The following is a 23,794-nucleotide window of genomic DNA, read 5'->3' as shown; positions in this document are numbered from 1 at the left end:
TGGCTACGCGTATCAGGCGCTACTGGAGGTAGAAGCATGAACCTCCAGCATGATCGTATCGCAGCGCTCTGCGAGCAGCTTAAGCTCGATAGATTACCGGCTGAGTGGCCCGCCGTTGCTCAGACGACGATCGACAGCAACGGCACTCATGCCGACTTCCTTGAAGCTGCTTTACAGCTTCAGCATGATGGGCTGAACGAACGGCGCCGGCAGACTATTTTGCGTTTATCAGGCCTACCGGTGATCAAGACGCTGGAGCAGTTTGATTTCGCCTTTGCGAGTGGCGTACCTCGCAGTCAGATCCAGGAGTTGGCCGGGCTGGCGTTTATCGAGCGTCAGGAGAACCTGGTCTTGCTGGGTCCGTCCGGGGTAGGTAAAACGCACCTGGCGACAGCACTCGGCTACAGAGCCGCGATGGCCGGAATGAGTATTCGGTTCGTCACAGCCGCAGATCTGATGCTACAGCTGCTCGCATCACATCGTCAGGGGGAGTTAAAAAGCTATCTTAATCGCGTTGTGGGTAAGCCTAAGTTGTTGATCATAGATGAGGTTGGCTACCTTCCCTTCGGTAAAATGGAAGCCAATCTGTTCTTCCTGGTTATCGCTAAACGGTATGAGTCAGGCAGCGTGGTCCTGACCAGCAACCTGCCGTTTACCCAGTGGTCGGGGACATTCGGAGATGATGAAACGCTGACGGCGGCGATGCTGGATCGGCTGCTTCACCATGCGCATATCGCGCAAATCAGCGGTCAAAGCTATCGACTGAAAGATAAGCTGAAAAGCGGTCAGATCCAGAAGAAAACTAAAGCAGCTACGCTCGAGTAATTCAAAGGGGGTGGGTCAGTTTTACTTTGTCAGGGTGGGTCAGAATTCAATCGGTATTGACAGTGGAGGTCCGGGTCAGGTTAAAGGCGCTGTTCGCCGCCAGCAGGCAGGGAGCAGGAAGCCGGACGCTGGTCAAAAGGCTTCGTGGAGAAGGCATCATAATCAGCCGCTGGCGGGTGAGGAAACTCATGCAGGAAGAGGGGCTGGTCTGCCGACAGCGCCGGACTTATAAGGTCACGACAAAACCCCGCCCGGGTGCAGAGGTGGCCCCAAACCTGCTGAACCAGAATTTTAACCCGCCGGGACCAAATCAGGTGTGGGCGAGTGACATCACGTATCTGAAGACCGGTGAAGGCTGGCTGTATCTGGCGGCTATTATGGATTTGTACTCCCGGCAGATAGTGGGCTGGCAGGTGGACAGACGGATGACCTCATCGCTGGTCTGCGGGGCCCTGATGAAGGCATATAACCTGCGAACTCCCCCGCCGGGCCTGGTGGTGCATACGGACAGGGGGGCGCAGTACACGGGACAACGCTTTCAGGCGCTGCTGAGCAGCTACAGGCTGAGGAGCAGTATGGGAGACGTGGGTGCCTGCTGGGATAATGCGATGATGGAGCGCTTCTGGGGCAGTCTGAAACATGAATGGTTGCTGCTGGTACCCCAGCCAACACGGGCTTACATGGAGCAAGATGTGGCGACGTATATCCGCTACTACAACCTAGACAGGCATCATGCCGCTAACGGGGATCTGTCTCCGGTGAGTTATGAACAAATGGCTGAGAAAAAAGTGTCCTGATTTACTTGACCAGTGCAGACCTCACGTGTTGCGCCCTTGGCAAGTTGTACATTTTTTATCATTCGCGAAAAGTTGCGGATGATAAAATCTTCTGAACATTCAAGGGATTCTACTTTTTGTACAACATGATGTGGTTGTTTGCCGAAGTAAGCAGCAACGTCATCGGTGGTGGTAATAGCTTTACCGTCGTGGATAGTAACTTTAGGTGCAGCAAGGCTGGTATGAATGGTCATGATGACCTCCAATAGTGATCTTGATGTTATCACCACCGAGAGGTTCCAATCTCTATTGGTGGTGAACTGAACAGGGTTGGAACTACCGGGATCACCGTCCGGCCAGCCTTACTGCTGCCCCATCCAGCTCACCATGGAAGCGTAGCTAGATTGCGACATAAAAAAACACGCTCGCGGCGTGTCAGTTTGTCGCGGTGAATCTCGGCGGAGTTCCAATTCCGGCACCTGAATTTGCAGATACAGAGTGACTATAGCGCATGGGCTCTCCTTGCGTCAATAACCGCCGTTCAGTGGCAGAAACAGCGATGTTCCGCATCAAAACTCTGTTGGGTGGCCACCTGAGCCTGCGTGACTATGAGGATCAGGTAGGTGAAGCGATGGCGATGGTCAATGCGCTGAACCGGATGACCCTGTTGGGTATGCCGGCCAGCGTCCGTATTGCATAACAGGTGTTCCAGCGGGGACCATCCTATCATCTAATATCTGGTTTATTTAACAAAGCCCGTGGAAACCTCAAATAACGGCAGAATATAACAAAAGCCAACTATTTCCAGTATGCGTTAACTGTGGTATTAAGTTTCATCTGCGCCTCTTTGAGTACTTCCTCCAAATTGAGCATTGTGACCATGTCTTGTCTTTTTTCATTTACCACCGGTGCTGAACTTACCGTAACCTTCTGAGGTTGCGGCATAGTCGGCGGCGTTGGTATCCCACTGCTACGCAGTTCTGCAGGTGCTGTCTGAGTTAATGTGCTTTCGGGTTTAAGTATTGTCTTTTGACTTAACGCGGGTTCTGAGCTTACCGTAACCTTCTGGGGGTTAGGCGGCAAAGGCGGCGGCGTTGGTATCCCACTGCTACGCAGTTCTACGGGCGCAGTCTGAGTTAATGCCCTAGTGGGAACCGGCGGCGCTGGCCGAATGGGAACCAGCGGAATGGTAGACGCTTTCATCGAGGTAGCAGCCGATTGCCCATAAGGCTCTGGAGTCATTATATTTTTAATGTGATTTTTTTGATTATTCATCGATTTTATATCTTTTTTTACCGAGGAAAAATGATCTGCCTTGCATTTTTCAAGAAAATGTTTGATGCAATCAAATTTTCTGTATTGTTTTGATTTAATAATCTCAACTTTTCCATCTTTTTCTTGGATTTTATACTCTCTGTTTTTAATATTAATTTGATTAATATTGCTTGTATCAATGGTATTATTATTTTTTGCGTTAATGAATTTTTTTATAGATGAAAATGTAAGAACACTATTATTTGCTTGAAGAATGTTATTGGTGATGCTGTTCCTATTTGATTTATTTAAATTGCCTTTTTCAATAGTTGCATGATTTCCTTTAATTGGGCTTGCGCCGCTTGATACTGTCATATTCATAGTAAAATAAACCTTACTGATTGGATTGATTTTCGTAAGGAAGTATAATTTCAATTTATTATATTATTTAATATAAAAAAACGGCTTTTTGAACGCCTAGGAATTTCAAAGATCCTGAAACCGCATGAAGGTGATGTCTCTAAGGAAGGTGCGATTTAATAGTGAGTTATGAGAATGTAACACTTTATTTATCATGATATTTTTACGATGCCAGCCATTTCCCGCTATTCCTCCCGTAAATCACAGTTTCTCGACCGCATGAATGTTCTGGTTCCATAAGATGATATTGCAGATATACTGCTCCCGTGTTACCCCTCATCCTGGCGCGGACGCAGACCGGCTTTGTTGAATAAATCGAACTTTCAGGGGATCGCCGGATCAGAGCACTATCATCGCTCCCGATAGCAGCTCCCCATGGCAAAGCAAACGTTTAAAATCACCAACGGGTCCATCTACAACAATGCTTTCAGGCTGCGCGGGTCATTGACAGTCTGGCTTGATGCCCCATTCTCCCTCGAAAGGCAGCTGAGGGGTGAACTCATGCATAAATCACCTCCCCGGAGAGGTGACTCAGTGGTGTTTCGTTCATCATGACGGTAAATCGGCAGGCTGTTGTGGCTCTATTTTTATCTATCATTGTTTCTTTTTTAAGCCAATAGACATAGCGAATAGCTAATGCAGGTACAACCCAAATGCCTGATTCAACGCCGCCATGCATTGTCTTTAATGCGTTATTACCTAACGATTTTGCTATCTTACGAGTACCCTTGCTTTTGAAAAAAGCCGAAGGTCTCTGTGGGCTTTGTTGAATAATTTAACCGTTTGATTTACATCTTCTTTAGTTAGAATGCATTTACAGAGAATGTATTTTGTTAGAACGACAAATCAAATAGTTAGCACAATAAAAAGCATTCCGAGAGGAAAAATTAGTCGTTGAAATTTTATAATGCTTATATAAATCAGTATCTTAAATTATTCAACAAAGCCGTCTCTGTGATTTAGTCGCTCTACCTTGTGCAACGGCTGCGCGATGTAAATCATTCAGGCAGTAACGCCCGAAAGCATCTTGACGGACGACGGTATTTTCAATGACAACTAATTTAGACATAACAATTTCTCCATAATTAAACGGATGTGGTTATCAGAGGGCTAACGGGTAAAATTTTGCAGATTGGCGGTCAGATCGCTTACACTTGGCTTAACACAGGAGGATCCGCTATGGGCCAGGTTGCATTTGATACATTGCAGGCATCAGAAGAGCTTGAGACTGCTGGTATTTCCAGAGAGCAGGCCAAGGCGATCTCGCTCGTCGTACGCAAATCTCATGAGGTGGCGGATGTCGCTAACAAGGCTGATATCGCTGAGGTAAAGCGCGATATAGCCGATGTCCGTAAGGCCCTATCCGCAGAGATAGCCGATGTGCGTAAGGATATGCAATTAGTCCGCAAAGACTTACAGCTTGAGATGGCCGGTATCCGCTCTGAGCAGAAGTTAATTCGCTGGATGCTGAGCGCTGGAGTTTTAGGTATTTTCTCTCTGGTTGTGAAAGCTTTTCTCGTCACGGCCCTCTAATTAATTATGCCACTACGGGTTGTTAGCTCATATGCAGGATCAACTAAAACACGCAGGATCAACTAAAATATACAGTAGAAAGAAAAATGAGCAGGAGCAATGAAAATATGCAGGTGGTGCCCATATCGGGAGGTGTGCAGATCCTGCACAACCCACAATATTGGGGATTAGTCGCTTCTGACAGCACCGTAACGCCCTATGTAATTCTTAAAGCGTTCGTCTTTAGATGGGTCAATTTCTACTTTGAGAGAGTGTAAAAAGATCTGTGTAAATGGCATTTTGAGGAAAACCTTCAGAGGACAAAAAATGCCTATCAGCAACGAACTTATTGACCAACTGCTTCAGGATTGCCACTCCCCTCAGGAGCTTCTGGGTGAATCAGGCCTACTCAAGGAGCTGACTAAAAGACTGGCGGAACGGGTTCTTCAAGCTGAGATGGAGATACACCTTGGGTATGCTAAGCATGGCCCGGCTGGTAATAATTCAGGCAACTCCCGCAATGGCAAGACATCCAAGAGCGTACGTAGCAAAATGGGGCGCTCGAGCTCGATATTCCGCGCGACCGCAACAGTACCTTCGAGCCGACACTGATCGGTAAGCACGAAAAGCAGCTTAACGGCTTCGATGACCGCATTATTTCTCTCTATTCCAGAGGGCTATCAACCCGTGATATTCAGGCTCACTTTAAAGAAGTCTACGGGGTCGATGTTTCCGCTGGCTTCATTTCTCAAGTGACCAATGCCGTGATGGATGACGTTAAGCGCTGGCAGCAACGGCCGCTGGATGCGTTTTATCCCATTGTTTACCTTGACTGTATAGCCAACCGACTTAAAAATGATTACATCCTATGCCCTGATATGCGGCAAAGAAGCATAGCTGGCTGTTATCAAAATAATGTCGCTTGGCTATATTGTGGTCAAAAGCCAGGACGGCGGAGCCGTGACCAACAAGTCTGTTTACTTGGCTCTAGGCATCAACGGCCAGGGCGAAAAAGAGCTGCTGGGGCTATGGATAGCCAAAACCGAGGGGGCCAAGTTCTGGTTATCTGTAATGACAGAACTGAAAAATCGTGGGCTACAGGACATCTTCATCGCCTGCTGCGATGGCCTGAAGGGCTTTCCTGATGCCATTGAAGCTGTTTACCCGCATACGCGGGTACAGCTCTGCATCGTGCATCAGGTGCGAAACTCGCTGCGCTACGTCGGCTGGAAAGAGCGTAAAGCCGTTGCTGCTGACCTCCGCACTATCTATAGTTCCGCAACGCTAGAGGGCGCTGAAGAGGCCCTGGATGCCTTCGCGGCCAAATGGGATGAGCAGTTCCCGACGATCAGCCCGTCGTGGAGAAATAATTGGGAACGTCTCATCGTCATTTTTGACTTTCCGCCGGAGATCCGCAAGGTTATCTACACCACCAACGCAATAGAGTCGTTAAATGCTTCATTGCGCAAGATAACGAAAACGCGACGAATATTTCCAACGGATGACTCGGTGATAAAATTACTCTATCTAGCCCTCTGCTAAATGGACCTTGCCAATCAGAGACTGGAAACCTGCTATGAGCCAATTCATGTTGATGTATGGAGAACGAATCTCCGGTTAAGCAATGGAGCCATTTACACAAAATTCTTTACAGACTCGGAATAAGCTCGATCTCCCCATTTTGGCTACGTACGCTCTTGGATGTCTTGCCATTGCGGGAGTTGCCTGAATTATTACCAGCCGGGTCATGCTTAGCATACCCAAGGTGTATCTCCATCTCAGCTTGAAGAACCCGTTCCGCCAGTCTTTTAGTCAGTTCCTTGAGTAGGCCTGATTCACCCAGAAGCTCCTGAGGGGAGTGGCAATCCTGAAGCAGTTGGTCAATAAGTTCGTTGCTGATAGGCATTTTTTGTCCTCTGAAGGTTTTCCTCAAAATGCCATTTACACAGATCTGTTTACACTCTCTACATAAACGATTATCTCGTAACAACCGCTCTTTGTTGATCATTTAAAACCTTTATTCTCTAAGTTAAACCTCTTTTTATTCTCAATAGCCTGACAAAAAATGCAAGTCTCTATTCAGCAACTAGTTTTTAATGTCCGACTCACTGAAAAATTCTCGGTAGTTGAAAAGCTAAGAGCGCTTTATCCAGTGAAAGCGTTGTGTCGTATTTTTAATGTTCACCGAAGCAGTTATAGCCAAACGACATTATTTTGATAACAGCCAGCTATGATTCTTTGCCGCATATCAGGGCATAGGATGTAATCATTTTTAAGTCGGTTGGCTATATCGCTATTGGTGTCGACCTAAGGAGCCAGATATAGCCAAGCGACTTAATTTTGATTACACCATATGGACTGAGAACAAACTCTCTGTATCGCAACCCATCTCTCTTTTTTTGCTTTTTGCTTGTGCCCATTTATGCTCAATTGGGTTAAGATCTGGCGAATATGTAGGCAAATACTCCACCATATACCCTGCATCGATGATGACTTGTTGAATATTATGTTTTTTGTGAAAAGTGGCATTGTCCATCATGATTACACTGTTTTTAGGGAGTACTGGGATAAGGACTTGTGTGACCCAGGCATAGAAAACATCGCTGTTAATATTGATATCAAATAATCCGATAGCAAACAGCGTTGTGCCTAATAAAGCGCCGATAACATTTGTTCTTCCCCTAGCTCCCCAGTTCTTCAGGCCAAAACACCGTTGACCTTTTGGGGAATAGCCGTGAGTCCGTGGGGCATCGTGTGAAAAACCACTTTCATAAATAAAAACAATAGGTTTACCTTCTTTTTCATACTGTTGTTTTTTTTGTTGAAATCCCTGCAGGGCGTTTTCGTCGGCTTTCGGATGACGTAGAGTTTTTTTTATAGGTCAATCCCAGCTTTTTAAGCGCTTGCCAAATGGCCTTCTGACAAACGCCAAAACGCTCTGCACGTTCTTTTTGGTAAGCATCTGGATATTGTTCAACATCTTTTATCAACTCGGATTTATCGATCTTTCGCTGACGCGTGGTCGATGCTTTTGACTCTATTTGATTAATCCAACGCGATACAGAGGCAGGGCCAATCCGAAATTGCTTCGCTGTTTCTCGGATACTCAACCCTTCGTTTTTCCGTGTAGATATAGCCAACCGACTTAAAAATGATTACATCCTATGCCCTGATATGCGGCAAAGAAGCATAGCTGGCTGTTATCAAAATAATGTCGCTTGGCTATATCACTTTACGTCTAAAATCAATTGAATAGCTCATTTAAATAATGTAATCAAAATTAAGTCGTTTAGCTATATAACGGTGGGTTAACACCAAATGAATCAGAACGGCTGTTCCATCAACAGTCAGGTAGGGTGGCCAAATTTAGTTGACCACTACAAACCATCCATCGACAGCCATGACCAGTCGATAGCATCCAGCTGCTCGCAGGCCAGCAAACCGTTCTGCCAGAACCGTTCAAAAACTCCTGCATCCCGCCACTCCTGGAAGCGGCGGTGAGTGGAGCTTGACGAGCATATCCCGGTGGCATTCAGGGCATTCCACTGGCAACCCGTTCTGAGCACAAAGAGAATGGCGTTCATTGCGGCACGATTATCAACCCGCCTGCGATGCGTACCCAGCGGATGGTGGGTTTTGTATTCCGGGAGCAACGGAACCATTTTCCCCCAGAGTTCATCGCTGATCTGCCACTTATTGCTTGCCATACTTCCTTCAGAAATTGCCATTACTTATTAACTGACAATTCCTTTTGGGATAGGTTCTTAGTGTAGACTGGTCCTTTTTTCAGGAGGAAGAACAGTTCAAATTATTATTTTATTAACACGTTGTTCAATTGCTGATTTAGACGCCAATCCGTTTATGATATTTTCATAAGCATCATCCCTCAAGGATTTACCTTCATTTTTCATTTGCTTAATAAAGTAATGGTTATGATGCTGGGTGTAAATGGCCTTCGCTTTTTCATCACGCCGAATGATTTCTTGCAAATCATTCCAATTAAAAAATTTATCAGAAATACCATTTTGATGTTGTAGCGCCTCTTTGATTTCTTTCCTTTCACCTGCTAACTTTAAAAGATCTCGCACGCTAGATGCTAATATTTTTTCTTTTGTATTGATGGATAGAGATAGATTATAGCTTTCTTTCATAAATTCCAATCTGGATAATAGATTATAATACCCTTGTTGCTTATCTAATTTACCCTCCAAACAACCAATGTTATATTCGCCATCATTAAGCATTCCCTTTATTATTTTTAAATCATCTGACAATAATGAGGTGCGTTGCCGAATAAAATACTTACCCGGTTGTTCTATAAACCTTTTCTGGCTCCGCGTTACTCTATCAAGTAAAACATCAACTCTGGAACCTACTTGCTGATGCAATGCTTCAACCGTTAGTTGAATATTATTTTTATGTGCTTTGTTGATCGTTTTTTGAATCAATGAGAGTAATTTTACTTCTGCCAGGATTTTTTGCTGTTCTAGCATTACATTCGTTGCCGCTTTAACAACCGTGTTGAGAGTATCAATCGTTGTTACAGCGGATTGCGTTGTCTGATTTGTGCCAGTAGGGGTTGTAGTTTGATATTTTATCAAGTTATCAAAATTTAATCTTTTATCCAATACATTTTGAGCATCTCTAGCACCTAAATATTTTCGTTCTTGCACTCTGGTTCTCGTCCGAATATAACAACCATAAATAGTCGCTGGCGCGCCAATTAAAGCAGGAACAAGCCCCAGCGCGCTGCCAACACCAGTGAGTGCACTTAAGGAGCTTAATGCCATCCCAGCCTGGCCAACAGCAGTGACAGCACCATATTCTATTCTTTGCTTATAATTATAATATATTTTCCGGTCAGCTATTTCTTTTAATTGTGCAATATTTTCTTTAATAAACTCGGGTTGATGGTCCTTTACTAATAAAGAACGATTCTTTTTCAGCAGTTTGTCGTAGTTATATCCAGAAACCGTTTGCGAAATTCCATACCCAGTCATCATGACTTGTGCGGGCAAAAGTAGAATATTACTGACCATTTCTGCTAAATCACTCGCTGCTTCTGCTCCGCTGATTCCCTGTGACATGACTAGATCTGCTATTGATTTCGCAGACAATCCAACCATTCCACCTGTCATTAAACTCATTGCTGTAGCTTGTAATGGTGAGAAATTGCGGTCAATTTTTACCATCGGAACTTCTTGTTTCATTCGTTGATATTCTGTAGCGACATAACGTGTTTTGGCAGTAGCATTGTTTTTTTCTTGCAACGATGCCCAAGCCGCACACAGTTGTTGGAAATTCTCAATATTTTCTTTTTCATTGCCACCTTGTAGCCAATTAATCCAAACATCAAAAAAGGGTTCAATCCGTTCTTCAACGAGTTTCTTATTGACATCATCTTCAGCAAAGTTTTGTTGTAATATTTCTAAAACTTCTTGCTTTTTCCCCTTAAGATCCTCCATAAACATAGGATAAATTATTTTATAACTTTCAACTGATTCATCAAAAGCACCTTTCGCACCCACACCGACCAAAGGAATAGCGGGTAGTAAAATGCTTAATGATAATAATGATTGATGAAACTGTGGTAAAACCTGGCCGGTTGCTACGGTAAATTCATCAATGCCATCAATAGAACGCAAATAATTATAAGCTGATACGACTATTTTATTACAATACGTTTTTACTTTACTCAATATGTTTTTTTGTTTATCTACATCACATGACCGTACAAACAGAGAGGGTGTTGGATCATTATTTATACTTTGATTAGAATTACTAATGTTACTGACCTTAGAAGAACAATGGGATTGATTTATATCATTTTTATGCTCTGATATTTTTCCCAAATAGCCTGTGTTGTAAAGAGAATTAGAGAAAGAGGCGATAGAAAGCATATGATGTCCTTTATATTATCATTAGATGATATTGATAATCAATCTCATTTATCTTATCAGTTTTTTTGTCTTGGTGGTAGCTTTTTATTGGTCGTTCTTGGCTTTATCACCTTACTCTGCTGAATATTGTCGCCGTAAAGGCCTTTATCTTGAAGAAATTCAGCAATGAAAGGACGCGTTTAAGCGCCCCGGGCAACGTGAAAGCAACGCACAAGGAAATAAACAAAAACAATTTATTCAATAAGTTATTTGTGATATTCCCGCAAGGTCAAGGCTCTGCAGATCCTGGAATATCTTGATATTCTATTGCTCCCAGCGCCGTATTAACGATGCCGTCAAACAAGAGTAAAAATTAAAGCAAACAGTGATCAGATTCTGGTGGTCTTAACAGGCCCCTCCTCGTTCAGCGTGCTCATTAGCGAGCGCTTGGCAAAGGCTGTCCTGGTTAGAGGCGCCAAATGCAAAAAGCAGATGTCTTCGGCATCTGCTTTATCAAACAACATGCGACACCCATTGCGCCTTATAACAGAGTTATTTTCTCAAAAAAAACAACGCATTGCCTGCCAGAACAGTGCATTTTATTCGCCCTTTTTTCTTTGATCGAAGATCGCTCGAGCATGTCTGATTGTTGCAAGATTTTCTTCAGCCCACACCCACACACCACAAAAGGCAGCCCCCAGACTGAGGCCAAGATCGGTCAACTGGTATTCCACTTTTGGCGGCACGACAGGATAAACCGTACGAATAACTAGGCTGTGTCCCTTAATTGCTTGAGCTATATAGCCAAGCGACTTAATTTTGATTACACCATATGGACTGAGAACAAACTCTCTGTATCGCAACCCATCTCTCTTTTTTTGCTTTTTGCTTGTGCCCATTTATGCTCAATTGGGTTAAGATCTGGCGAATATGTAGGCAAATACTCCACCATATACCCTGCATCGATGATGACTTGTTGAATATTATGTTTTTTGTGAAAAGTGGCATTGTCCATCATGATTACACTGTTTTTAGGGAGTACTGGGATAAGGACTTGTGTGACCCAGGCATAGAAAACATCGCTGTTAATATTGATATCAAATAATCCGATAGCAAACAGCGTTGTGCCTAATAAAGCGCCGATAACATTTGTTCTTCCCCTAGCTCCCCAGTTCTTCAGGCCAAAACACCGTTGACCTTTTGGGGAATAGCCGTGAGTCCGTGGGGCATCGTGTGAAAAACCACTTTCATCAATAAAAACAATAGGTTTACCTTCTTTTTCATACTGTTGTTTTTTTTGTTGAAATCCCTGCCGGGCGTTTTCGTCGGCTTTCGGATGACGTAGAGTTTTTTTTATAGGTCAATCCCAGCTTTTTAAGCGCTTGCCAAATGGCCTTCTGACAAACGCCAAAACGCTCTGCACGTTCTTTTTGGTAAGCATCTGGATATTGTTCAACATCTTTTATCAACTCGGATTTATCGATCTTTCGCTGACGCGTGGTCGATGCTTTTGACTCTATTTGATTAATCCAACGCGATACAGAGGCAGGGCCAATCCGAAATTGCTTCGCTGTTTCTCGGATACTCAACCCTTCGTTTTTCCGTGTAGATATCACTTTACGTCTAAAATCAATTGAATAGCTCATTTAAATAATGTAATCAAAATTAAGTCGTTTAGCTATAGTATCCATCTGTTTCTAAGACACTTTGGATTATGGCTCGCTACGATCTTTCTGATGAAGCATGGGCAATCATTGAGCCCTTGTTACCAACCGTTTTGAAATCTCCGCAGGCAGGCCGGCCATGGGCAGAACATCGCAAAATCGTCAACGGCATGTTCTGGATACTGTGTTCAGGTGCCCCATGGCGTGATTTACCTGAACGTTACGGCCCATGGAAAACCGTTTATAACCGTTTCAATAGATGGTCAAAGTCTGGAGTTATTAACATTATTTTTAATAGGTTACTTTCATTTCTTGATGCTCATGGACTTGTTGACTGGTCAGCCATTGCGCTGGATGGCAGCAATATCCGTGCGCTCAAATGTGCGGCTGGCGCTCAAAAAAACATCCCGATATTACCAACGATAACAGCCTGGGTCGCTCACGAGGTGGTTATGGCACCAAAATCCACATGGCGACTGACGGAAGCGGCATCCCGCTAAATATCGTACTGAGTGCTGGGCAGGCTCACGAAAGCCTGTTCGCGTTACTGTAGTGGTTGAATAATCAGGACACTAAACTTACATCCAAAACGGAGGTGTTTAGTGAACCATAAACGACAATTACCCCTGAGTTTAAAAAGGAAGCCGTTGCCCTGGTAACAGAGCAGGGCTATACGATAGCCAGGGCAGCAGCATCGCTGGGCATAAGCAACAAAACCCTGCATACATGGGTCTCGCTGGCACGCGAGCAGAGCAACGGCGTACTCAGCGATGATGAACGTGCAGAGTTAAAACGGTTACAAAAGGAAAACAAAGAGTTACGTACAGAGAAGGAGATACTAAAAAAGGCGAGTGCCTTCTTCGCGAAACATATAGCCAAGCGACATTATTTTGATAACAGCCAGCTATGCTTCTTTGCCGCATATCAGGGCATAGGATGTAATCATTTTTAAGTCGGTTGGCTATATGTCGTGAGATACCGGTTCATTCTCGACAATGCCACTGACTTTAGCGTTCGTACACTCTGTCGGGTCATGCGTGTGACGGCCTCTGCCTGGTATGCATGGCGAAAAAAGCCCGCCGAACCGCTGCAAAAAGACGTGGAGGTCCGGGTCAGGTTAAAGGCGCTGTTCGCCGCCAGCAGGCAGGGAGCAGGAAGCCGGACGCTGGTCAGAAGGCTTCGTGGAGAAGGCATCATAATCAGCCGCTGACGGGTGAGGAAACTCATGCAGGAAGATGGGCTGGTCTGCCGACAGCGCCGGACTTATAAGGTCACGACAAAACCCCGCTCGGGTGCAGAGGTGGCCCCAAACCTGCTGAACCAGAATTTTAACCCGCCGGGGCCAAATCAGGTGTGGGCGAGTGACATCACGTATCTGAAGACCGGTGAAGGCTTGCTGTATCTGGCGGCTATTATGGATTTGTACTCCCGGCAGATAGTGGGCTGGCAGGTGGACAGACGGATGACCTCATCGCTGGTCTGCGGGGCCCTGATGAAGGCATATAACCTGCGAACTCCCCCGCCGGGCCTGGTGGTGCATACGGACAGGGGGACGCAGTACACGGGACAACGCTTTCAGGCGCTGCTGAGCAGCTACAGGCTGAGGAGCAGTATGGGAGACGTGGGTGCCTGCTGGGATAATGCGGTGATGGAGCGCTTCTGGGGCAGTCTGAAACATGAATGGTTGCTGCTGGTACCCCAGCCAACACGGGCTTACATGAAACTAGTTGCTGAATAGAGACTTGCATTTTTTGTCAGGCTATTGAGAATAAAAAGAGGTTTAACTTAGAGAATAAAGGTTTTAAATGATCAACAAAGAGCGGTTGTTACGAGATAATCGTTTATGTAAAGCAATCATTGGATTATCAGTCGAAGAATTGAAAAATTTAGCCGCTGAATTTTCAGCTTGTTATTTGATTTATCGGAAAAAGAATCGAAAAGATCACGAGCGGCAGATGGGTGCAGGGCAGAAAGGATTTATCCCAACCCCATTAGATAAACTGCTTTTTATTTTATTGTATTTAAAATGTTATCCGACCTATGATTTGCAAGGACTTCTTTTTGGTTTAGATAGAACACGGGTATGTCGCTGGGTGGCTTTGTTGAATAAATGGCTTTGTTGAATAATTTAAAATACTGATTTAAATGGGTATTATAAAATTTTAACGACTGAATTTTACTACCGTAATGCTTTTTATTGTGCTAACTATTTGATTTGTCGTTCTAACAAAATACATTTTCTGTACATGCATCCCACCTAAAGAAGTTGTAAATCAAAACGTTAAATTATTCAACAAAGCCCAGAGAATGTATTTTGTTAGAACGACAAATCAAATAGTTAGCACAATAAAAAGCATTCCGAGAGGAAAAATTAGTCGTTGAAATTTTATAATGCTTATATAAATCAGTATCTTAAATTATTCAACAAAGCCCTGATGAGCCTGCCACTGCGCTGCCCGGACTACTCTCTGGTCAGTCGGCGGGCAAAAACCGTCAGTATCAGCATAAAAACGCCAACGCGTGGTGAAATCTCGCATCTGGTCATCGACAGTACCGGTCTGAAGGTCTTTGGCGAAGGTGAATGGAAAGTCAGGCAGCATGGGGCTGACAGACGAAGAGTGTGGCGCAAGCTTCATCTGGCAGCAGACAGTGCGACGCATGAGATTATCTGTGCCGACTTATCGCTCAGCGGAACGACAGATGCGCAGGCACTGCCGGGCCTGATTAACCAAACCCACCGAAAAATCAGGGAAGTGTCAGCAGACGGTGCTTATGACGCCCGTTACTGCCACGATGCGTTGCTAAGAAAGAAAAGCAGGCCCCTTATCCCGCCGCGAAGCGGAGCCAAATACTGGCCGGACAAGTACCATGAACGTAACCATGCGGTGGCGAATCAGCGTCTGAGCGGGAGTAATGATATGTGGAAAAAGAAAGTGGGTTATCACCGGCGTTCAGTGGCAGAAACAGCGATGTTCCGCATAAAAACTTTGCTGGGTGGCCATCTGAGCCTGCGTGACTATGAGGCTCAAGTAGGTGAAGCCATAGCGATGGTCAAAGCGCTGAACCGTATGACGTTGTTGGGTATGCCACACAGCGTCAGGATAGGATAACAGGTGTAGCAGAGGGAGTCATCCTGTCGGCTAATTCTGATTTATTCAACAAAGCCGATTCCTTTCTGTAAAATGCGGCTGTATGACTTACAGAATCCTTCCGCTTTTTAGCCATAACTGTTCGGTGCTCACTTCGCTGCGCTCCGCCTCAGTCCTGACTAAAAAGCGTTACTGGTTAGTGTTAAGGGAGCTAGGAAAAGGAAACTTAGGAAGCATTTAAAAGTGACATTCCTTCTGGTATGACCTCTTTAGGGTAATTGACGCGATAGCAAGGGTTGTAATTGTCGTCTAATACAACTCAGGCCATTATCTTTGGATAACATGCGCCAGTAGAGGGAGAGCCGTATTGATAAATAACCGGTTCGTCTTATGCGTCTTGCATGGATAAGTCCTTCACGGTATAAGCGTTTAAATAACTTCTCCCGCTCTCTTATCCTGTTAGGTATTTTAGGTTTCATTCGTTCGTTGCTCCTCTCACGATGCAAGGCTGTTTTGATGCTGTGCTAGTATTGGGGTGGGTAAGGGTATTAGCATCATATAGCGCTCCAAATAATGTCTGACGCCCACAAAAAGCCGCTACAAGAGCGGCTATGGCGAGTGTTGCTGCTGGGGTTGGGCGTTTCATGATCCACCTTTTGCTTTAGCAATGGCTGCACGGGCCATGTTGAACTCGACGGTATCTCTGTCTGCAACACGAACCACTGCTTCCAGCGCCTCAAGCAAATCCGGTGCCGACTCAATAAGCGCCATATCAGCTTTTCTCACGATTAAATCAGGATGCCCATCACTTCTGCTCACGGTTGGGCAAATTACGCCACCATCCTTGCCGTCTGGCCCACTCAGGCGGCGAAAACTATTACTCATCCACCATTTCCACGGGCCTTTCGTATACCCACCCATCTTCATCTCCTTCATTCAGGCGTAAAAAAAAACCGCTCGTAGCGGCTGGTTATGGTTAAAATATGTTCAGATATTAAGTTTTGCATGCGTAAACCTCTCACGATGCAAGGCTGACGTGCTTTTGGTGGGTAAAATCGCCATTCCAGTGGAGTTTCATGGGCACTTTGCCACGACGGTATAAGTCATAGATGCGCTCAGCGCCTTTGCGAAGGAGTACCGGCTGTTGCTTAATGAAGTCATCGGCACCATGAACGCTAATCAGATGTTGGTGCTCAGTCAGGTATTTGTCGCGAGAGTAGGATGTTGCACGCCAACGGGTACCGGATTGGCTTTCGTTGTATAGCTAAACGACTTAATTTTGATTACATTATTTAAATGAGCTATTCAATTGATTTTAGACGTAAAGTGATATCTACACGGAAAAACGAAGGGTTGAGTATCCGAGAAACAGCGAAGCAATTTCGGATTGGCCCTGCCTCTGTATCGCGTTGGATTAATCAAATAGAGTCAAAAGCATCGACCACGCGTCAGCGAAAGATCGATAAATCCGAGTTGATAAAAGATGTTGAACAATATCCAGATGCTTACCAAAAAGAACGTGCAGAGCGTTTTGGCGTTTGTCAGAAGGCCATTTGGCAAGCGCTTAAAAAGCTGGGATTGACCTATAAAAAAAACTCTACGTCATCCGAAAGCCGACGAAAACGCCCGGCAGGGATTTCAACAAAAAAAACAACAGTATGAAAAAGAAGGTAAACCTATTGTTTTTATTGATGAAAGTGGTTTTTCACACGATGCCCCACGGACTCACGGCTATTCCCCAAAAGGTCAACGGTGTTTTGGCCTGAAGAACTGGGGAGCTAGGGGAAGAACAAATGTTATCGGCGCTTTATTAGGCACAACGCTGTTTGCTATCGGATTATTTGATATCAATATTAACAGCGATGTTTTCTATGCCTGGGTCACACAAGTCCTTATCCCAGTACTCCCTAAAAACAGTGTAATCATGATGGACAATGCCACTTTTCACAAAAAACATAATATTCAACAAGTCATCATCGATGCAGGGTATATGGTGGAGTATTTGCCTACATATTCGCCAGATCTTAACCCAATTGAGCATAAATGGGCACAAGCAAAAAGCAAAAAAAGAGAGATGGGTTGCGATACAGAGAGTTTGTTCTCAGTCCATATGGTGTAATCAAAATTAAGTCGCTTGGCTATAGAGCCAGTTACGCTCAGCTAACCACTGGTTCACTTTCTGGGTGTTAACACCGTTGAGCATTTTGCAAAACTGGGTAGGGGTCATACCCTCCTTGAACAAGCTCTTGAGGTCGTGGATTTCGGCCTCCTGTTCTTTGTTGACCAGTATCAGTGCAGCTTCACTCTTTTTCGATTCCAGCAGTGCTTCCAGCGCAGAGATGTAGTTTTCCGGCAAGGCAGGTGTAGCCGCCAGTTTTTCGAGGTCATGCCAGCGTTTGATAACGCGCATACGGTGAACAGCGCTATAGCCGGTAAGCAGGCATTCGGTGTGGTCGCGGTCGAGTAGGTACTCAGTCTGCTGGCGATTCATGGAGTCCAGATAGATGTGCGCAAATTTGCTCACATCTCCCTGTAGGTCAAAAATCATTCGTTCAATGTCTCGTTTTACATCTGGATGGCGCTTTTCTGTAAGTTCAGCAATCTCACGGCTGGACATGGTTAATGTTTGTGCAATGGTTAAATTTTGCATGATCAATATCCTCACAAGTTAATGTGATTAATGGAACCCCGGCGCGATACCGGGGCGTGATTGGTGATTAGCTAGCGAGCTTTTTAATCAGATCGTCTTTGTGTATGATGAGATAGTCAGCTCGGCGCGCAATCTCGAACAATGTATCGAGGCTGGCAACATACTCGTTGTCAGCGATGGGCCGGGAGCTGATGACTTTATTATCTTGAAGGGTGAGTAAGATTTCGCTGGTTACGCCACTGACGGCAACTGCTCCATGAAGCCGCTCTTCCATGCGGTTAAACTCCGCAATGTACGCTTCGTTGAACGCTGCTGCCTTTTTTCCCGTGAAGCCCATGACGAGGAAGACGAAGCCGTCTTTGGTCATTTCATAGTATGGCTGAGGCTTGCCGTTCTGCAACTCATTGTTTTTATGGCAAAGCTTAAAATTCAGCTTTGTAAATTCAGAAGAACAATCCAAGAATTCTATCTTCTGGATGACATTTTTATGTAGCTTGCCGAAATAATCAGCAACGTCCAGCGAAGTGGTTACAGCTTTACCATTGTGAATAGTAACTTTAGGTGCAGCAAGGGATGAGTGAAGTGTCATAATGACCTCCGGTGACAATCTAAATTTAACCACCACCAAGAGGTTCGAATCTCTATAACTGGTGGTGAACTGAACAGGGTTCGAACTACCGGGATTGTCATCCGGCCTACCTTTCGGTAGCCCTATCCAGCCCACCATTGAGATGAAGCTGAATTGCGACATAAAAAAACACGCTCGCGGCGTGTCATTCTGTCGCGACAATCCCTACGGGGTTCGAAACCCGGCACCTGAATTTGCAGATGCAGCTTGACTATAGCGCATGGGTTCTCCTTGCGTCAATATGTTGGTTTACACTGCTACACCGTTCATCATGACGCCTAAGAGCCTTGGAAACAGGCTGTCGTAGAAATGGGGCTGTGTCTGGCGCGGATTATTAGGGTCAGTCAGGTTCTTAACAAACTGTAAACATTTCTTCGTTAGCGACTAGAACAGATTCTCTTTGTCGGGATGTGGATTTGTCCCTATATTTCCAGGAGCTTGAAACCAGACTGTCAATGAACCGCGCTGCCTGAGAGCATTTTGTAGACGGACCAGTTGGTGATTTTAAACGTTTGCTTTGCCATGGGAACCCTATGCTGAAACGACTGTAGTGATAAGATCCGCCAATCTCCTAAAAGTTCGATTTATCCAACAAAGCCTATCAACACCCGAAAAGTCAGAGTTTGTCACCTGCAGGATCATTTTATCTGTTGGTTGCCTAAATAATCGACAACACACCTTATGCAAACTTCATCTCACTAATGCGACAGAGCCATTTAAGATACCGTCTGACGGTACGCTCAGAACAACCAACCTGAGTCGCGATATCGACAATGTACGCACCTTGCTTACGCATTTGCTTTATCATGTAAAAGTCCTCTCTGCTCAGCATGTCGATGTCCTTTCTGGTATGAGAACCTGAAGGAAACAACATCTTGGCTGGAGCGGACAATCCAAATGGTGAATTACAGTCTTATATCATTGGCGCTGACAGCGGGAAAGACAGCCATTTGTCTTCACAGGTACACGCAGTTTCCACCGCTGGTGTGTCGGGGATGGTCGAGGGCGCTGGGGTTAAACCGCCTTCGGCCACATGAACAAGGGCGTTCTGTTGATGCCAGCCCTGAAGATTATGGATTTTCACACCGTCAAAGGTCACCTCAAGAGGATGATCGCTATCATAGCCGTTAAGTAACACATTGCCGCCGTTACCGGACACATTTTTCAGCAAAATATCGTGGTACCAGGGAATTAGGTTGCCCTTTTTGCCTTCATAAGCCGTATCCATCGTAATCGGGAATATATTATTGCGTAAACAGACATTCTCATACTTGACGTTTTCAACGATTCCACCACGGCTGGAATCACTTTTAATTCTGATGCCTGATGTTGTTCCATCCAAGGTAAGATCTTTAATTAGAATATAGCTGACGCCGCTGTTGGTTTCACTACCGATAGACATGCCATGACCGGAATAGAAGTGGTTATCCAGAATAGAGATAAAACGTGTTGGCCCATTGTTGCCTGCTTTAATCGCAATATTGTCATCACCGGTGCGGATAAAACTTTTCGCTATTGTCACATCGGTTGCTGCCCCGGGATCGATACCGTCCGTATTACGCGCATCTGCTGGGGTATCGATAACAACTCCCCACACCGTGATCCCTTGTACTTTACTCAGCGCCAGATGAAAGTTAGGCGAGTTGATTAAATGGATGTGATAAAAGATCAGATTTTTGGCGTTATCCACCTGAATAAGACGAGGCACGTTCTGGTAGCCCCCTTCCTTTTGCGCACGTCGCGCCAACTGCCACCAGGTTTCAGTTGTACCTTCCATGATCTGGTTGCCACGCCCATCAATTGTACCTTCGCCGACCAGGCCGCCGCCCTGTACGTTATCAATATGAATAAAGGGCTGACATTGCCCCTTCTGATCGCTGATCGTGCCGCAAATACCATTGCCTTTGTCGTAATCGGTGGGGTTGGCGGAGGCTGCGAGCACGGCACCTTTATCCACCCATAGCCATATGCCGGAACGTATACTCAGTGGGCCGCTTAAAAAGGTATTTTGGTCGTTGGCGGCGATTAATTGAACGGCTTGACCCTCAGGGCAGTTATCGATGGCCAGCTGAATCCGTTGCTGATTGTTTCCGGGCTCGGGATTCAGGGTGGTACAAATTTGCTGCGGGTATGTGGGCTCCTGCACCTGCCGACGATCGGCGGCGTGCACGGTACTCAATAAACATGTGAGGCAAAGCGACAGTAATGTTTTGAGTGTTTTTGCTTGCATCGGTATAGCCTGTGTTGTTTTCTTTCAAACTATAATTAAAACAGAATCGCAGACGCAGTTCTCTCGTTGCCGCTTAAGAAAGTGTCACAAAGTTATACTTCGTGTTATAGCCAACCGACTTAAAAATGATTACATCCTATGCCCTGATATGCGGCAAAGAATCATAGCTGGCTGTTATCAAAATAATGTCGTTTGGCTATACCGCTATCGCCGCCCCTTTTCCGCTGTCGCAGAAGGGCTCTGTTAAATAAATTGGTAGTCACTCAGATTTAGTGTTGTTTTATTCTTTGCCTTTTGGATGAGTTGATGGCAAAGATTGATGTGGTTTGTCCCTGCTATTCTGAAATACAGGGGGTTATCCGAAACTGTCATTCCATTTCAGGTGCGCAGCTTTATCGTTGTAAGGCTTTGTTGAATAATTTAACCGTTTGATTTACATCTTCTTTAGTTAGAATGCATTTACAGAGAATGTATTTTGTTAGAACGACAAATCAAATAGTTAGCACAATAAAAAGCATTCCGAGAGGAAAAATTAGTCGTTGAAATTTTATAATGCTTATATAAATCAGTATCTTAAATTATTCAACAAAGCCTCGTTGTAATCAATGTCTGAAGACCTTCCAGCTCAACTTTCGTTACAAGGGTGCGAAACCTGAAACCCATCAGACCATTGTTGATATGGCAATGAATGGCTCTGGATGCCGAGATACCGCAAGACTCTTACGTATAAGGGCTTTGTTGAATAATTTAACCGTTTGATTTACATCTTCTTTAGTTAGAATGCATGTACAGAGACTGTATTTTGTTAGAACGACAAATCAAGTAGTTAGCACAATAAAAAGCATTACGGCTGGAAAACTTAGTTGTTGAAGTGTTATAATAATTATGTAAATCAGCATGTTAAATTATTCAACAAAGCCACGTATAAGTCTCAATACCGTTCTGCGTCATTTAAAAACTTACACCGGGCCAAGTGGCACAGAGCGTGGAGCCGGGGGCTTTGTTGAATAATTTAACGTTTTGATTTACAACTTCTTTAGGTGGGATGCATGTACAGAAAATGTATTTTGTTAGAGCGATAAATCAAATAGTTAGCACAATAAAAAGCATTACGGTAGTAAAATTTAGTCGTTAAAATTTTATAATACCCATTTAAATCAGTATTTTAAATTATTCAACAAAGCCGGAGCCGGGCACAGAAGTCGTCCAGCTATGGGCTTTGTTGAATAAATAGATTTTATGCTGCCAGCCCAGTGAAACGACTGAACTCATAAAAGTAAAATCATTAAGTTATACCCCATGAGAAAACGGAAAATCTGAGATGACAAGCATTTTCTACCAAAACTGGCATGGAAAAACAGCATGATTACCTATTATTCAACAAAGCCCCAGCTATGCTTCTTTGCCGCATATCAGGGCATAGGATGTAATCATTTTTAAGTCGGTTGGCTATATTTGGCCCGCGAAACGCTTTGACACTACAGCGTCATCCGGTGCAGCGCTTGACCATCGCCATCGCTTCACCCACCTGCGCGTCATAGTCCCGCAGGTTCAGATAGCCACCCAGGAGAGTTTTGATGCGGAACATAGCCGTTTCTGCCACTGAACGGCGGTGATAGTCCACTTTCTTTTTCCACTCGTCATTGCTGCCGCTCATATGCTGATTCCCCACCGCATGATTACCTTCATGGTACTTGTCCGGCCAGTATTGCGCCCCGCTTCGCGGCGGGATAAGGGGCCTGATTTTCTTTCTCAGCAAGGCATCGTGGAATTTTCAATGACAACTAATTTAGACATAACCATTTATCCATAATTAAACGGATGGGGTTATCAGAGGGCTAAGCCCCATTCCCAGTCGAAACGCAACAAAACGGTAGGGCATTATGCCGCCTGTAAGTGCGTTAAAAATACCTAATTTGGAGAACGATAACCCAGCGATTTTCGGCCTCGCGTATTGAGCAGGTGTTCGAGTGCTGCAACCTTGCGATGGGTGACATAATTGAAGTCCGTTCCCTTCGGGTAAAAACGCCGTATCAGCCCGTTGGTATGCTCATTCAACCCGCGTTCCCAGGAATGATATGGCCGGGCAAAGTAGACCGGTGCCCCCGTGACTTTTGTAATTTCCCCGTGCTGGGAAAATTCAGAACCGTTGTCAGCAGTCAGGGTTTTAAACTCGCAGAAGGTATTGGCAACGATGTCCCTGAAGGCCGCTACCACTGTCTCTGCTCGCTTGTTGGGCAGTTTGCGAATGATGACCAGCTTGACGGCTTTATCGACCACCGTCAGCAGGAATGATTTCTGATCTTTGCCAAAGATGGTGTCAATCTCGAAATGCCCGGGTTCCTGCTTGAGGTCAGCAACGGCCGGCCGCTGCTCAATGCCAACACGGTTGGGAATAGGACCGCGTTTGTTCTCATCGGTCTGATAGTTATACCGTTTACCCCGATGAGGGAGCTGCTGATACAGCTCACCGCCGGCCCGGCGCTCCTGCTGGATATAGCGATAGAGCGAGTTCTTGCTGACGGACAGGCCAAATTCCAGGACCAGGCGCCCACTGATGACCTCAGGTGAGGTGTGGGTAGACAGCGCCGTTCTGATAAAGTCCTGAATGTGCGGTTCAAGCTGGTTAATCACGCTGTCCGGCCGTGTTTTCTGCCGCCGCCCTCTGGCCAACGTTTCGGCCCTTCTGCAGGAATAGACCCCGTTGAAAGCGGCGTCGGTATTGCGTCTGAGTTCCCTGCTGATGGTAGAACGAGGAAGCTCCAGTTCCCGGGCGATGGTGGACTGGTTAACCCCATCACCACGCCGCTTTTCGATGTAGAACCGTTCTTTGTGAGTCAGATGTTTTCCCTGCATGCAACGGGATC

The 23,794-nt window shown here is 45.2% G+C and carries 23 protein-coding genes and 11 pseudogenes; 16 read left to right on the top strand and 18 right to left on the bottom strand.

Features of this window, described 5'->3' with window-relative positions; genetic code table 11:
• Window positions 1-36 precede the first annotated feature (36 nt).
• Together istB and ACQGXV_RS28035 are read left to right on the top strand one after the other, a co-directional pair.
• Entirely contained in the window at window positions 37-825 is a 789-nt protein-coding gene (gene istB / locus ACQGXV_RS28040) for an IS21-like element helper ATPase IstB (protein ID WP_440863846.1), read from the top strand.
• A gap of 62 nt (window positions 826-887) precedes the next feature.
• Window positions 888-1,622 carry an IS3 family transposase gene (locus tag ACQGXV_RS28035; protein WP_440867647.1) on the top strand — a complete coding sequence of 245 codons (735 nt, stop codon included), beginning with the start codon at window positions 888-890 and terminating at the stop codon, window positions 1,620-1,622.
• Here the strand turns inward: ACQGXV_RS28035 and ACQGXV_RS28030 are convergent.
• On the bottom strand, window positions 1,589-1,855 hold the full coding sequence (locus ACQGXV_RS28030; protein WP_440863845.1) for a hypothetical protein: 267 nt from the start codon (window positions 1,853-1,855) through the stop codon (window positions 1,589-1,591). The genes ACQGXV_RS28035 and ACQGXV_RS28030 overlap by 34 nt on opposite strands.
• A 278-nt stretch (window positions 1,856-2,133) precedes the next feature.
• On the opposite strand from ACQGXV_RS28030, the pseudogene ACQGXV_RS28025 reads away from it, so the two are divergent.
• A pseudogene (locus ACQGXV_RS28025) lies at window positions 2,134-2,301 on the top strand (IS5/IS1182 family transposase); the annotation flags it as partial.
• 98 nt (window positions 2,302-2,399) lie between these two features.
• Here the strand turns inward: ACQGXV_RS28025 and ACQGXV_RS28020 are convergent.
• Window positions 2,400-3,290 carry a hypothetical protein gene (locus tag ACQGXV_RS28020; RefSeq protein WP_440863844.1) on the bottom strand — a complete coding sequence of 297 codons (891 nt, stop codon included), beginning with the start codon at window positions 3,288-3,290 and terminating at the stop codon, window positions 2,400-2,402.
• A 153-nt stretch (window positions 3,291-3,443) separates the two neighbouring features.
• On the opposite strand from ACQGXV_RS28020, the pseudogene ACQGXV_RS28015 reads away from it, so the two are divergent.
• The 3 genes and pseudogenes from ACQGXV_RS28015 to ACQGXV_RS28005 form a co-directional block, all read left to right on the top strand.
• A pseudogene (locus ACQGXV_RS28015) lies at window positions 3,444-3,575 on the top strand (IS5/IS1182 family transposase); the annotation flags it as partial.
• Window positions 3,576-4,454: 879 nt separating this feature from the next.
• Window positions 4,455-4,808, top strand: coding sequence for a hypothetical protein (locus ACQGXV_RS28010; RefSeq protein ID WP_440863843.1), 354 nt, complete (start codon window positions 4,455-4,457; stop codon window positions 4,806-4,808).
• A gap of 306 nt (window positions 4,809-5,114) precedes the next feature.
• Window positions 5,115-6,408 (top strand): annotated as a pseudogene (locus tag ACQGXV_RS28005) (IS256 family transposase).
• A gap of 42 nt (window positions 6,409-6,450) precedes the next feature.
• Here the strand turns inward: ACQGXV_RS28005 and ACQGXV_RS28000 are convergent.
• From ACQGXV_RS28000 to ACQGXV_RS27965, 8 genes and pseudogenes are all read right to left on the bottom strand, one after another.
• Window positions 6,451-6,693, bottom strand: a pseudogene (locus ACQGXV_RS28000) (transposase); the annotation flags it as partial.
• Between the two features lie 438 nt (window positions 6,694-7,131).
• The gene (locus tag ACQGXV_RS27995; RefSeq protein WP_440867646.1) at window positions 7,132-7,623 is read right to left on the bottom strand and encodes an IS630 family transposase; all 492 of its coding nucleotides are present in this window, start codon (window positions 7,621-7,623) and stop codon (window positions 7,132-7,134) included.
• Window positions 7,589-7,927: an IS630 transposase-related protein gene (locus ACQGXV_RS27990; protein ID WP_440862928.1), complete on the bottom strand. Its 339-nt coding sequence runs from the start codon at window positions 7,925-7,927 to the stop codon at window positions 7,589-7,591. Before ACQGXV_RS27990 ends, ACQGXV_RS27995 begins: the two co-directional genes overlap by 35 nt.
• A 243-nt stretch (window positions 7,928-8,170) precedes the next feature.
• A pseudogene (locus ACQGXV_RS27985) lies at window positions 8,171-8,494 on the bottom strand (transposase); the annotation flags it as partial.
• A gap of 96 nt (window positions 8,495-8,590) precedes the next feature.
• Entirely contained in the window at window positions 8,591-10,687 is a 2,097-nt protein-coding gene (locus tag ACQGXV_RS27980) for a hypothetical protein (RefSeq protein WP_440863842.1), read from the bottom strand.
• Window positions 10,688-11,265: 578 nt separating this feature from the next.
• Window positions 11,266-11,529 (bottom strand): winged helix-turn-helix transcriptional regulator, encoded by a 264-nt coding sequence (locus ACQGXV_RS27975; RefSeq protein ID WP_440863840.1) that lies wholly within the window; start codon window positions 11,527-11,529, stop codon window positions 11,266-11,268.
• Window positions 11,490-12,023, bottom strand: a complete 534-nt coding sequence (locus ACQGXV_RS27970) for an IS630 family transposase (RefSeq protein WP_440862665.1) — start codon at window positions 12,021-12,023, stop codon at window positions 11,490-11,492. Before ACQGXV_RS27970 ends, ACQGXV_RS27975 begins: the two co-directional genes overlap by 40 nt.
• Window positions 11,947-12,312, bottom strand: a complete 366-nt coding sequence (locus tag ACQGXV_RS27965) for an IS630 transposase-related protein (RefSeq protein WP_440862584.1) — start codon at window positions 12,310-12,312, stop codon at window positions 11,947-11,949. Before ACQGXV_RS27965 ends, ACQGXV_RS27970 begins: the two co-directional genes overlap by 77 nt.
• Window positions 12,313-12,380: 68 nt before the next feature.
• Between ACQGXV_RS27965 and ACQGXV_RS27960 the strand changes: the two are divergent.
• From ACQGXV_RS27960 to ACQGXV_RS27935, 6 genes and pseudogenes are all read left to right on the top strand, one after another.
• Window positions 12,381-12,874 (top strand): annotated as a pseudogene (locus tag ACQGXV_RS27960) (IS5 family transposase); the annotation flags it as partial.
• A 75-nt stretch (window positions 12,875-12,949) separates the two neighbouring features.
• The gene (locus tag ACQGXV_RS27955; protein ID WP_440867645.1) at window positions 12,950-13,282 is read left to right on the top strand and encodes a transposase; all 333 of its coding nucleotides are present in this window, start codon (window positions 12,950-12,952) and stop codon (window positions 13,280-13,282) included.
• An 81-nt stretch (window positions 13,283-13,363) separates the two neighbouring features.
• Window positions 13,364-13,540 (top strand): hypothetical protein, encoded by a 177-nt coding sequence (locus tag ACQGXV_RS27950; RefSeq protein ID WP_440863838.1) that lies wholly within the window; start codon window positions 13,364-13,366, stop codon window positions 13,538-13,540.
• Between the two features lie 3 nt (window positions 13,541-13,543).
• Window positions 13,544-14,068 carry an IS3 family transposase gene (locus ACQGXV_RS27945; protein WP_440863837.1) on the top strand — a complete coding sequence of 175 codons (525 nt, stop codon included), beginning with the start codon at window positions 13,544-13,546 and terminating at the stop codon, window positions 14,066-14,068.
• A gap of 67 nt (window positions 14,069-14,135) precedes the next feature.
• Complete coding sequence (locus ACQGXV_RS27940) at window positions 14,136-14,453, top strand: helix-turn-helix domain-containing protein (RefSeq protein WP_440863835.1); 318 nt, start codon at window positions 14,136-14,138, stop codon at window positions 14,451-14,453.
• A 309-nt stretch (window positions 14,454-14,762) separates the two neighbouring features.
• A pseudogene (locus ACQGXV_RS27935) lies at window positions 14,763-15,440 on the top strand (IS5 family transposase); the annotation flags it as partial.
• A gap of 248 nt (window positions 15,441-15,688) precedes the next feature.
• Here ACQGXV_RS27935 and ACQGXV_RS27930 read toward each other — a convergent pair.
• Window positions 15,689-15,898, bottom strand: a complete 210-nt coding sequence (locus tag ACQGXV_RS27930; RefSeq protein ID WP_440863833.1) for a ParE family toxin-like protein — start codon at window positions 15,896-15,898, stop codon at window positions 15,689-15,691.
• A gap of 163 nt (window positions 15,899-16,061) precedes the next feature.
• Window positions 16,062-16,340 (bottom strand): hypothetical protein, encoded by a 279-nt coding sequence (locus ACQGXV_RS27925; RefSeq protein WP_440863831.1) that lies wholly within the window; start codon window positions 16,338-16,340, stop codon window positions 16,062-16,064.
• Between the two features lie 375 nt (window positions 16,341-16,715).
• Between ACQGXV_RS27925 and ACQGXV_RS27920 the strand changes: the two genes are divergently transcribed.
• Both ACQGXV_RS27920 and ACQGXV_RS27915 read left to right on the top strand, forming a co-directional pair.
• The gene (locus ACQGXV_RS27920) at window positions 16,716-17,081 is read left to right on the top strand and encodes an IS630 transposase-related protein (RefSeq protein ID WP_440862584.1); all 366 of its coding nucleotides are present in this window, start codon (window positions 16,716-16,718) and stop codon (window positions 17,079-17,081) included.
• Window positions 17,005-17,538, top strand: coding sequence for an IS630 family transposase (locus ACQGXV_RS27915; protein ID WP_440862665.1), 534 nt, complete (start codon window positions 17,005-17,007; stop codon window positions 17,536-17,538). The genes ACQGXV_RS27920 and ACQGXV_RS27915 overlap by 77 nt, the downstream gene beginning before the upstream one ends.
• Before the next feature lie 6 nt (window positions 17,539-17,544).
• Here ACQGXV_RS27915 and ACQGXV_RS27910 read toward each other — a convergent pair whose 3' ends face one another.
• From ACQGXV_RS27910 to ACQGXV_RS27895, 4 genes and pseudogenes are all read right to left on the bottom strand, one after another.
• Window positions 17,545-18,069, bottom strand: a complete 525-nt coding sequence (locus tag ACQGXV_RS27910) for a Rha family transcriptional regulator (protein WP_440863829.1) — start codon at window positions 18,067-18,069, stop codon at window positions 17,545-17,547.
• Between the two features lie 67 nt (window positions 18,070-18,136).
• Window positions 18,137-18,820 carry a Rha family transcriptional regulator gene (locus ACQGXV_RS27905; RefSeq protein ID WP_440863828.1) on the bottom strand — a complete coding sequence of 228 codons (684 nt, stop codon included), beginning with the start codon at window positions 18,818-18,820 and terminating at the stop codon, window positions 18,137-18,139.
• 589 nt (window positions 18,821-19,409) lie between these two features.
• Window positions 19,410-19,529, bottom strand: a pseudogene (locus ACQGXV_RS27900) (helix-turn-helix domain-containing protein); the annotation flags it as partial.
• Window positions 19,530-19,610: 81 nt separating this feature from the next.
• Window positions 19,611-20,927: a glycoside hydrolase family 28 protein gene (locus ACQGXV_RS27895; RefSeq protein WP_440863827.1), complete on the bottom strand. Its 1,317-nt coding sequence runs from the start codon at window positions 20,925-20,927 to the stop codon at window positions 19,611-19,613.
• Window positions 20,928-21,521: 594 nt separating this feature from the next.
• Between ACQGXV_RS27895 and ACQGXV_RS27890 the strand changes: the two are divergent.
• Both ACQGXV_RS27890 and ACQGXV_RS27885 read left to right on the top strand, forming a co-directional pair.
• Window positions 21,522-21,656, top strand: a pseudogene (locus ACQGXV_RS27890) (IS1-like element transposase); the annotation flags it as partial.
• A gap of 195 nt (window positions 21,657-21,851) precedes the next feature.
• A pseudogene (locus ACQGXV_RS27885) lies at window positions 21,852-21,927 on the top strand (IS1 family transposase); the annotation flags it as partial.
• A 478-nt stretch (window positions 21,928-22,405) separates the two neighbouring features.
• Here ACQGXV_RS27885 and ACQGXV_RS27880 read toward each other — a convergent pair.
• Together ACQGXV_RS27880 and ACQGXV_RS27875 are read right to left on the bottom strand one after the other, a co-directional pair.
• Window positions 22,406-22,695 (bottom strand): annotated as a pseudogene (locus tag ACQGXV_RS27880) (IS5/IS1182 family transposase); the annotation flags it as partial.
• Between the two features lie 143 nt (window positions 22,696-22,838).
• Window positions 22,839-23,783, bottom strand: a complete 945-nt coding sequence (locus tag ACQGXV_RS27875; RefSeq protein ID WP_440863826.1) for an IS30 family transposase — start codon at window positions 23,781-23,783, stop codon at window positions 22,839-22,841.
• Between the last annotated feature and the right edge of the window lie 11 nt (window positions 23,784-23,794).

This window comes from Symbiopectobacterium purcellii, from assembly GCF_052050035.1.
Taxonomy (GTDB): domain Bacteria; phylum Pseudomonadota; class Gammaproteobacteria; order Enterobacterales; family Enterobacteriaceae; genus Symbiopectobacterium; species Symbiopectobacterium purcellii_A.
Note: the sequence above shows the minus strand (reverse complement) of the source record. Positions and strands in the feature narration are given on the sequence as shown.